At 56.6% G+C, this 9,070-nt stretch carries 11 protein-coding genes; 7 read left to right on the top strand and 4 right to left on the bottom strand.

All coding sequences use genetic code 11. The annotated features are described in order from the left end of the window. Nucleotides 1–40: 40 nt before the first annotated feature. From QZ511_RS07930 to QZ511_RS07920, 3 genes are read right to left on the bottom strand one after another with little or no spacing between them, the layout of a single operon-like run. Complete coding sequence (locus QZ511_RS07930) at nt 41–466, bottom strand: thioredoxin family protein (RefSeq protein WP_295801415.1); 426 nt, start codon at nt 464–466, stop codon at nt 41–43. Next, the gene (locus QZ511_RS07925) at nt 447–914 is read right to left on the bottom strand and encodes a DsrE family protein (RefSeq protein WP_295801413.1); all 468 of its coding nucleotides are present in this window, start codon (nt 912–914) and stop codon (nt 447–449) included. Before QZ511_RS07925 ends, QZ511_RS07930 begins: the two co-directional genes overlap by 20 nt. Further along, on the bottom strand, nt 914–1,720 hold the full coding sequence (locus QZ511_RS07920) for an MBL fold metallo-hydrolase (protein ID WP_295801411.1): 807 nt from the start codon (nt 1,718–1,720) through the stop codon (nt 914–916). The genes QZ511_RS07925 and QZ511_RS07920 overlap by 1 nt, the downstream gene beginning before the upstream one ends. A 457-nt stretch (nt 1,721–2,177) precedes the next feature. On the opposite strand from QZ511_RS07920, the gene soxC reads away from it, so the two are divergent. From soxC to soxB, 7 genes are all read left to right on the top strand, one after another. Beyond that, the gene (gene soxC / locus QZ511_RS07915; protein ID WP_295801409.1) at nt 2,178–3,455 is read left to right on the top strand and encodes a sulfite dehydrogenase; all 1,278 of its coding nucleotides are present in this window, start codon (nt 2,178–2,180) and stop codon (nt 3,453–3,455) included. Next, entirely contained in the window at nt 3,439–4,578 is a 1,140-nt protein-coding gene (locus tag QZ511_RS07910; protein ID WP_295801408.1) for a c-type cytochrome, read from the top strand. The genes soxC and QZ511_RS07910 overlap by 17 nt, the downstream gene beginning before the upstream one ends. Before the next feature lie 57 nt (nt 4,579–4,635). Then, on the top strand, nt 4,636–5,082 hold the full coding sequence (soxY, locus tag QZ511_RS07905; RefSeq protein ID WP_295801407.1) for a thiosulfate oxidation carrier protein SoxY: 447 nt from the start codon (nt 4,636–4,638) through the stop codon (nt 5,080–5,082). Between the two features lie 41 nt (nt 5,083–5,123). Next, nucleotides 5,124–5,435, top strand: coding sequence for a thiosulfate oxidation carrier complex protein SoxZ (gene soxZ, locus QZ511_RS07900; RefSeq protein WP_295801405.1), 312 nt, complete (start codon nt 5,124–5,126; stop codon nt 5,433–5,435). A 73-nt stretch (nt 5,436–5,508) separates the two neighbouring features. Next, nucleotides 5,509–6,324 carry a sulfur oxidation c-type cytochrome SoxA gene (gene soxA, locus QZ511_RS07895; RefSeq protein WP_295801404.1) on the top strand — a complete coding sequence of 272 codons (816 nt, stop codon included), beginning with the start codon at nt 5,509–5,511 and terminating at the stop codon, nt 6,322–6,324. A 12-nt stretch (nt 6,325–6,336) separates the two neighbouring features. Beyond that, complete coding sequence (soxX, locus tag QZ511_RS07890) at nt 6,337–6,957, top strand: sulfur oxidation c-type cytochrome SoxX (protein ID WP_295801402.1); 621 nt, start codon at nt 6,337–6,339, stop codon at nt 6,955–6,957. Nucleotides 6,958–6,964: 7 nt separating this feature from the next. Continuing rightward, nucleotides 6,965–8,689, top strand: a complete 1,725-nt coding sequence (gene soxB, locus QZ511_RS07885; RefSeq protein WP_295801400.1) for a thiosulfohydrolase SoxB — start codon at nt 6,965–6,967, stop codon at nt 8,687–8,689. 18 nt (nt 8,690–8,707) lie between these two features. Here soxB and QZ511_RS07880 read toward each other — a convergent pair whose 3' ends face one another. Further along, nucleotides 8,708–8,998, bottom strand: coding sequence for a metal-sensitive transcriptional regulator (locus QZ511_RS07880; protein WP_295801398.1), 291 nt, complete (start codon nt 8,996–8,998; stop codon nt 8,708–8,710). Nucleotides 8,999–9,070: the final 72 nt, after the last annotated feature.

The raw sequence follows: 9,070 nt of genomic DNA, 5'->3' as shown, positions 1-9,070 counted from the left end.
CGGCTTACGGTTAATTATTATTTTCCGGTAGTCGCAGTTTTTATATTTGCGGTAATTTATTCAGCAGGCGTTGCAGTGACATCCAGAACAGCTCATCGCTGGAATAGCCACTGAAGCGATCTATCTCATGACCTTCGCTAATCAAAATAAAGGTTGGGGTACCGATGGGCTCGCTGTTGAGTTGTACCCGCTGCGCTCCCAAAACAATGCGCTTGCCCGGGATGTCGCTGATGTTCAGCCGGCGCAGCGGTGCGGTGCGGGCCTCCTCGGTTTTGGGGTAAATTTCGCCGATGTCGCGATCAAAGGCGCGGCAGGCGCCGCAATCTGGCGCATAAACATAGAGCAACTCGGCGGCGTCCAGTGCCGGGCTTGCCAGCAAAAGCAATAGGGCGGCTGCGTGCCGGGCCCGCGCTAAAAGTGTCTGGCGAGGGTTGCCGTTTTCCTGCTTAGGGCTTGATGTACGCATAGCCCAGCTCTAACTGCAGGCGGGTAATTTCCGCGATACCCGCGTCAACAAAACTTACCCCGGGAGTCATATCGCCCTCCTGCAGGTTCTTGGCGATGAGCGTATTGCGACATACCTTGAACTCCACACCATCCAATATCAGTGAGTCGATCATCGACGCGTAGGTGTTGCCATTTTTGTCTTTGGCATTGTCAATCAAAAATTCGATGCCGCCACCCACCGCAACTACTGCAATGGCTATGTCGCTTTCTACCGCGCGCTGATTATTTATATGCCGTATGGCGCGCAGCGCCTGGTTGCTGTCGGAAATATGGTAGACAACGCCGCGGGAAGCGGGCGTTGATACGTCTGCCGAATACGCAAAGGCTGCGAAGCACACTGCAGCAAGCATAAGCAGGCTGGATGCCCAGTTGAGTGGGCTGCGGAGTTTGTTGGGTAGTGTTGACATCATGGTTCCTGTTCAAATAAGGCCTGCTGCATTTCGAGGAAAACATGGTAGGCATTGCGTCGGTTTGCCGCGTCAAAGAGCGGGACATCGCGAAACTCTGTCCAGTCTATTGCCGCATAGGCGTCGTTGAAGCTTTGTAGTTCCTCCGCGGCCACCGCCATTTGCTCGCGCAGAAAGCGGATATAGCGGGTATTCAACTCGATATCTTCGGCGGGCTCCGTGGAGGCACGGCCGTGCCCCGGAACAACCACAGCGGCTTCCAGCTTCGCAATATCCGCCATGCTTTGTAGCCACACCTCGGAGTTGCCGTCGACCAGGAACGGCAGCCTGCCGCTGGAAAAGATATCGCCGGCGAACACCACCGACTCCGAGGGGATAGACAGCAGCACGTCGTCGGCGCTGTGGCTGAACCCGCCATCAATAATATCCAGTGCGGTATCACCCAGTTGCAGGCGGTGCCGCGGCCCTGCCTTGAAGTCCAGCCAGATATCAGCGCCGATCAGTCGGGTGTTGTCGTCGACCCAGGGGGCGAGGGCTTCTCGTCTTTGCTGCAGGCGTTGTTGCGCATGCTCTGACTCGATGTAGGTCGAACCACTGCGCTTGGCAATAATGGTGGCTCCAGCATCTTTAAATACCTGCAGGCCATAGACATGGTCGGCGTGGTAATGGCTGACGATGACATGAGTTACTGGCAGCTCCGTGAGCCTGTGGATGGCGTCCAGCATGGCCTGTGCCAGCGCGGGGGTGGCCAGGGCATCGTAGACCACCACGCCGGTGTCGGTGAGAACAAACCCGCTGTTGCTCATAAAGCCTTTGTTCGCGGTCGAGGCTATGCCCGATGCGCCCTGGAAATACCAGGACCTGGCGGAAACCTGAATCGGATCGAGGTGTATCGAAGATGCGCTAGCGGGAGCTAAGGCGCGAGCACCGACGCTGCCTATAAGCAGCGCGATCGCGGTCAGGCCCAAAGCAACCGGGCTCAAAAGCGCGCACTTTCCGGGGTAATGAGACCTGCGTTTTATTATGTATTTGTTCATCATCGCTGGGCTTGCAATATACCATAGGGGGTATAGTATACGAGTGTTTTCAAATATTAAAAATAATTCATAAATCATCGAAAACAGTCCTGGAGGCGGGATGTCAGAGAAGGAAGTTGTACCGCAGGTGTATTCCCCATCGCCTACGGTTACTGAGAAGCCCGGGTCGCTTGGCCATTTGCTAAAAGCGCCGGAATCGTTTCTAGATAAGTCCACTATCGCCGCGGTGAGTAAATCGGGTGTCGATGAGAGTCGTCGTCGCCTGTTGCGGACAAGTTTTACTACCGCACTGGCGGGCATGCTGGGCGCAGGTATCTCATCGCGCGCACTGGCCTCGGAGGGTGATCCCGACATTCTTACGTTGCCGCCATGGTCGAAGTCCCTGGGCAAGGCGGTTGCCACCAATCCCTATGGCCAGCCCTCAAAGTACGAGGCGAATATTGTTCGCCGGCAAAGTCCAGGCCTGACCCAGACAGATCAGTCCAGCGTGTCATTCAGTCCACTGCAGGGCATGTTTGGCATGATTACCGCCAGCGGTTTGCACTTTGAGCGCCACCACCAGGGCTGGGTGGATGTCGATCCCAGGCGCCACCGCCTGATGATCAACGGTCTGGTGTCGAAGCCCTCGGTTTTTACCATGGAAGAGCTGATGCGCTTGCCGTCGGTATCGCGTATTCACTTTATCGAGTGCGGTGCCAATACCGGTATGGAGTGGGGCAATACCGCAGTGCCCACCGTGCAATATACCCACGGCATGTTGTCCTGTTCCGAGTTCACCGGCGTGCCCCTGTCACTGTTGCTGGAACACGCGGGCTACGACAAGGCCAGGGCCAAGTACGTGTTGGCCGAGGGGGCAGACGGCTCCTCGATGACCCGAACTATTGAAATCGGGCGGGCGCTCGACGATGTGATTGTTGCCTACGGCATGAACGGCGAGATGCTGCGCCCCGAGAACGGCTATCCACTGCGATTGGTAGTCCCGGGAGTGCAGGGCGTTTCATCGGTGAAGTGGCTGCGCCGTCTGGAAGTGGGTGATCAGCCCTATGCCACCAAGGATGAGTCAGTACATTACGTCGACCTGATGCCCGACGGCCAACACCGGCAATACACCTCGATTCAAGAAGCCAAGTCGGTGATTACCAGTCCGTCGGGCGGGCAGCGTCTTATGACCAAAGGTTACTACAACGTGAGCGGCCTGGCCTGGAGCGGTCGCGGCACGGTAGCGCGCGTCGATGTCTCTTTTGACGGAGGTCGCAACTGGTATACCGCCAAGCTGGAAGGGCCGGTGCTACCCAAGGCGCTGACCCGCTTCAATATCGGCTGGGTGTGGGACGGCAAGCCGGCAATCTTGCAGAGCCGGGTGATAGACAGTACAGGCTATGTCCAGCCAATGAAACGCCAGCTGAAGGAGGTGCGGGGCACGCGCTCGGTGTATCACAACAACGCGATTCAATCGTGGCAGGTTGCGGAGTCAGGGGAGGTGGAAAATGTTCAGATTTCCTGACGGTGTTGCGCGTCAATTCAGCGTACTACTGGTGGCAGCCGCACTTGCGGGCTGTGGACAGGAGAGCGATGGAAAGTCCGAAGCGGTAACAGTGATCACGCCGCCGGTCGCCAGTCCCTGGCAAAGCAGTTTCGAGGATATCGGTCGCGCGGCGAAACCGGCAGAAATTGCCGCGTGGGACATTGATGTGGGTCCCGATTTTGCCGGTCTTCCACCCGGTTCCGGTACTGCCGAGCAGGGTGAGGAGATCTGGCTCGCGCGCTGTGCCGCATGTCACGGTGACTTTGGCGATTCCAATAAGTTTTTCTCGCCCTTGGTGCTGGGCAATGTCACTCAGCAGGATATCGAAACCGGTCATGTTGCTGCGCTGAAAGACCCCACCCGGGTACGCACTACCCTGATGAAGGTTGCCACGGTATCGACCCTTTGGGACTACATCAATCGCGCGATGCCCTGGAATGCTCCCAAGTCACTGAGTACCGACGAGGTCTACAGCCTCGTTGCCTATCTGCTGAGCCTTGGCTACATCGTTGACTACGATTTCGAGCTGTCTAACGAAAATATTGCCGAAGTTCAGGCACGCATGCCAAACCGCAATGGTATGACCCGGGAGCACGGCTTGTGGAAAGTCGATGGCGAGCCCGATGTTCACAACACCGCGTGTATGACCGACTGCGAAACCCATGTGGAGGTAGCCTCGTCTATTCCGGCCTTCGCCCGCAATGCCCACGGCAATCTGCAGGGCCAGATGCGAACTTTTGGCCCATACCCCGGAGTGGATACCAGCATAGAGCCCGGTGCTGAAACTGCGCCTGTACTGGTGGCTGAAGTGCCCTCTGAAACTGAAGCAGCGCCTGCCCCCGAAGCTGGGCTTGCTACGTCGGCGCCGATGGAGTTGCTCACCAGTAACGGCTGCCTGGGTTGCCACCAGATCGACAATAAACTGGTTGGCCCCGCATTTACCGCTGTCTCTGAGAAGTACGCGGGGCGCGATGACGCGGTAGTTTATCTGAGCCGGAAAATTCGCCAGGGTGGATCGGGTATCTGGGGAGGTTTCATGCCGCCAATGCCACAGTTGACAGAAGCCAAGGCGGAAGAAATAGCAAACTGGCTGGCACAGTAACAGCGCTGGCCTGAAATACGAAGTCCTTGTATCAACATAAGAAAAGAGTGGTGAAGTATGAAGAGAAGTAGACGCAGTTTTTTAAAGTTGGCCGGTACTGCGGTGGCACTGAGTATGGTGCCACTGAAATTGCTGGCGGATTTTGTGCGACCGAAAGAGGCGATGGCAGCAACGGATTTTGACGGTGTTTTTGCGAGTCTGGGCAATGCGCAGGACAGCGATAAGATCATGCTTGAAACGCCGGATATCGCTGAAAACGGTGCGGTGGTTCCGGTGGCGGTCACCAGTTCGATTGCCGGGACAAGCAAAATCTACATCGTCGTAGAAAAGAATCCCAACCCACTGGCGGCGGCGTTCATGATCCCTGAAGGCTCCGAGGCGTTCGTGCAGACCCGGGTCAAAGTGGCGCAAACCTGCCCGATTTACGCTGTGGTTGAGGCGGGCGGCAAGCTGTATAAGACCGGCCGTGAAACCAAGGTCACCCTCGGCGGTTGTGGCGGTTAAACGCCCCTCCCGAAAAAACAGAATTTGATGGAGTAACAAAAATGGCAGGTTCAATTCGAATTCGCGCGACATTGACTGGTGATGTTGCCGAGGTAAAGGCGCTGATGCGTCATCCCATGGAAACCGGGCAGCGCAAAGACAGCGCCGGCAACAAAATCCCAGCGCATTTCATTACCGAAGTGAAGGCGACATCAGGGGATAAAACGGTACTTCAGGCTCACTGGGGCGCCGCCGTATCACAGAACCCATTCTTGAGTTTTCGTATCAAGGGGGCCAAGGCGGGCGATACGGTCAAGGTGCAGTGGCTTGATAACAAAGGTCAAACTGGTGCCGGTGAAGCGACCGTTAAATAAGCTCGCCACTCACACCACCCAATAATAATGATGCTGGCCGGCGCTCGCTCGAGCCAGCACCACAGGAGGTCCGATGTCGGCTAAATCAGGATTTGTGCCGCTGCTGCGCACGCTGTCTGTCTGCTCGCTGCTATTTGCCGTTGCGGCAGAGGCACAGGATGATCCCTTCGCGGAATACCGCGAGATGATGGGGGATGACAATCCCGCGATTTTTGTGATTGAGGAAGGGGCTGAACTCTGGACCAAACCCCAGGGACCAAAGCAGGCCTCACTGGAGCAGTGTGATCTGGGGTTGGGTGCCGGTGTGGTGAAAGGTGCCTACGCCCAGTTGCCACGCTATTTTGATGATACCAGGCAGGTCATGGATCTGGAGGGGCGGTTGATCCACTGCATGGTGTCCCTGCAAGGCAGGGATCGCAGCGACATATTACGCAAACCTTATTCTGGCACGGGGGATATGGGTACGGAGCTTGAGGCGCTGGCCAGTTATGTTGCCGACCAGTCCATGGGTATGCCGATTGCAACCCCGCAAGATCACCCCGCCGAAAAGGCAACTTACGCTATGGGTAAGGAGCTGTTTTTTTACCGTGCAGGTCCCTATGACTTTTCTTGTGCGACCTGTCACCGCCAGGATGAAAAGCGCATTCGCCTGCAAAACCTGCCCAATCTCACTGCCCATGCCAATGCGGGAGAGGCCTATTCATCCTGGCCTGCTTACCGTATTTCCCAGGGGCTGGTGCGCACGATGGGATGGAGGATGCAGAACTGTGCCAAACAGCAACGCTTGCCACAATTGCTGCCCGGCTCTGAAGCGGTGATCTCCCTGATCACTTACATGAGTGTGAATGGCAGCGGAACCGAAATGGCCGCGCCCGGCCTGAAACGATAGGAGCTCGTAGCGATGTTGAAAATCAAAAGCCTGCTTGCTGTCGCTGCGGTTTCCGTGATGGTGAGTGCCTATGCCGATTCTGGATTGCACTCCGAAACCAAAGCGGTGGAATCCGTGTGGCGTGAGTCGATGGTAGCGAAAAATCACGTGGGGCTGGATCGCCTGAACCAGACTGCGTTACAAAAGGCGTGTAGTAATGCCGATGACAATGTGGCCTCGAATGCTGAGCGTGAACAACTGCGGCAGGCTGCCACCGAATCTGTGGTCTACCCAACTGACGGCAAGTTTTTCGGTGATTGGCAGCGCGGCGAAGCCATCGCCGGAAATGGCAAAGGGATGCAGTGGAGTGACAATCCCAGCGACCCCAACGGGGGCAATTGCTACGCTTGCCACCAGATGAGTCCCGATGAGGTCGCTTATGGCACCGTTGGGCCATCGCTGCGCAATTACGGAATGCGCGGTACTTCACAGGCGATGTTGAAATACACCTGGGCAAAGATCTGGAACCCGCAAACCTATATGGTCTGTTCACATATGCCCCGTTTCGGAGACGCCGGTATTCTCGATCAACAGCAAATTCAGGATTTGATGGCGTACCTTTTTGATCCTGCTTCTCCGGTAAACCGCAAGTGAGTATGTAATGAAACGACGCGAATTTGTCCAGATGCTGGGGCTGGGAGTTGCGGCGGGGATGTCACTGCCGTTGCTGAGTGGCTGTAGCCGCAAGTCTAACGCTGCTGCTGCGGGAGGGCTGTATGAACTGCCGCGATTTGGCAATGTGCATTTTATGCACATGACCGATGCCCACGCGCAGTTGATGCCGATCTATTACCGCGAGCCTTCTATCAATATTGGTGTACACGGTGCTCGAAACCAGCCGCCACACCTTGTGGGTGAGGCCCTCCTGAAATCCAGCGGTCTACCCGCTAACTCCCGTATAGCCCATGCCCTCACGTATTTGGATTTCAACGCGGCGGCTGCGCAGTACGGGCGAGTAGGGGGCTTTGCTCACCTGGCGACCCTGGTGAAACAGGTGCGCGCGTCGCGGCCGGGTTCGCTGTTATTGGACGGTGGGGACCTGTGGCAGGGTTCGGCAACATCCCTGTGGACGAAAGGCCAGGATATGGTCGACGCCAGTAAAGCACTGGGGATCGATATTATGACTGGCCACTGGGAGTTCACCCTGGGTGCCGACAGGGTCATGGAGATTATCGAGAATGACCTCAATGGCCATATCGAATTTCTGGCGCAGAATGTCAAGGACTTCGACTTTGGCGATGCGATATTTGCAAGCCACACCATTCGTGAAATGAACGGTGTACCGGTAGCGATTATCGGCCAGGCTTTCCCGTATACCCCGATTGCCAACCCGGGGCACTTTACCCCGGGTTGGACATTCGGCATTCAGGAGCGCGAGCTACAGGAAACCATTGATAAGGTGCGCAAGCAGGGCGCGCAAGTTGTGGTGCTGCTTTCTCACAACGGCGCTGATGTGGATATCAAGCTGGCTTCCAGGCTCAGTGGCCTGGACGCGATCATGGGTGGCCATACCCACGATGCCATTCCCCAGGCGATACAGGTCAAAAACAGTGGTGGAGGACTGACCCTGGTAACCAATGCGGGCAGCAACGGCAAGTTCCTCGGCGTGCTGGATTTTGATGTGCAGGGCGGCAAGATCAAGCAGTGGCACTACCACTTGCTGCCCGTTTTTGCGGACCTGTTGCCCGCGGACCCGGAGATGTCTGCACTGATCGATCGCGTGCGGGCGCCCTATCTGGACAAGCTCAATACCACGCTGGCCACCACGGAGGGGCTGCTGTACCGGCGGGGCAATTTCAATGGCAGTTTTGACCAGCTTATCGTCGATGCGCTGATGGAAAGCAAGGACGCTGAGATTGCGTTCTCACCAGGATTCCGCTGGGGTACCTCGCTGTTGCCGGGGGACAGGATTACGCTGGAAGACCTGATGAGCCAGGTGGCGATCACCTATCCGCAGACCACCCTCAATGAATTTACCGGCGAGCGTATCAAGTTCATTCTGGAGGATGTGGCGGATAACCTGTTCAACCCCGATCCCTACTACCAGCAGGGGGGCGATATGGTGCGTGTCGGCGGTCTCGACTACACCATCAATCCCACTGCTGGTAGCGGCAACCGGATCTCGGATATGACCCTCAATGGCAAACCCGTTGAAGCCAGTAAAACCTACAAGGTTGCCGGCTGGGCGCCGGTAGCGGAGGGGGTGGAAGGTGAGCCCATATGGGATGTGGTGGGCAACTGGCTGAGTAGCAAGAAGACGGTTCCTCTGCTCGAGCCGAAGCAACCGCGTATCGTGGGCCTGCAGGATAATCTCGGGCTAGTGTAAGGCTAGCCCGCTATTCTTTCAGGCGTATTTGCTGATGAGGTCGGTGATGTGTTTGATCTGGCTTTCCAGTTTTGCCGAGCTTTGGCTGTCACTGCTTTGCGCCTGGCTTAGTTCCTGGCGCATGGCGCAGGCCATGGTTTCGTAAAAGGTTTTGTCCAGTGCTTTGCGTGCGGCAGAGAGCTGCTGCGCAACGCGCTCACAGTCCTGGTCTTCTTCCATCATGCGCTGAATGCCGCGCAATTGGCCCTCTACGCGACGCAAGCGCGTGATCAGCGCCTTGCGTTTCTTGTCCCAATCACTTTCCATCATCTCTGCTCCTGAACTGCAGCCGCTAGTATACACGCAAGTTGCATGCCGGCAGCGCGGTGCGGCTGGCTGTTG

It is taken from the genome of uncultured Microbulbifer sp. (genome assembly GCF_913055755.1).
Taxonomy (GTDB): Bacteria; Pseudomonadota; Gammaproteobacteria; order Pseudomonadales; family Cellvibrionaceae; genus Microbulbifer.
Note: the sequence above shows the minus strand (reverse complement) of the source record. Positions and strands in the feature narration are given on the sequence as shown.

What these genes read in the sequence shown, in the direction of transcription:
- QZ511_RS07930 (WP_295801415.1), bottom strand. Translation starts at nt 466, where the DNA reads ATGCGTACATCAAGCCCTAAGCAGGAAAACGGCAACCCTCGCCAGACA.
- QZ511_RS07925 (WP_295801413.1), bottom strand. Translation starts at nt 914, where the DNA reads ATGTCAACACTACCCAACAAACTCCGCAGCCCACTCAACTGGGCATCC.
- QZ511_RS07920 (WP_295801411.1), bottom strand. Translation starts at nt 1,720, where the DNA reads ATGAGCAACAGCGGGTTTGTTCTCACCGACACCGGCGTGGTGGTCTAC.
- QZ511_RS07910 (WP_295801408.1), top strand. Translation starts at nt 3,439, where the DNA reads ATGTTCAGATTTCCTGACGGTGTTGCGCGTCAATTCAGCGTACTACTG.
- soxY (WP_295801407.1), top strand. Translation starts at nt 4,636, where the DNA reads ATGAAGAGAAGTAGACGCAGTTTTTTAAAGTTGGCCGGTACTGCGGTG.
- soxZ (WP_295801405.1), top strand. Translation starts at nt 5,124, where the DNA reads ATGGCAGGTTCAATTCGAATTCGCGCGACATTGACTGGTGATGTTGCC.
- soxA (WP_295801404.1), top strand. Translation starts at nt 5,509, where the DNA reads ATGTCGGCTAAATCAGGATTTGTGCCGCTGCTGCGCACGCTGTCTGTC.
- soxX (WP_295801402.1), top strand. Translation starts at nt 6,337, where the DNA reads ATGTTGAAAATCAAAAGCCTGCTTGCTGTCGCTGCGGTTTCCGTGATG.
- soxB (WP_295801400.1), top strand. Translation starts at nt 6,965, where the DNA reads ATGAAACGACGCGAATTTGTCCAGATGCTGGGGCTGGGAGTTGCGGCG.
- QZ511_RS07880 (WP_295801398.1), bottom strand. Translation starts at nt 8,998, where the DNA reads ATGATGGAAAGTGATTGGGACAAGAAACGCAAGGCGCTGATCACGCGC.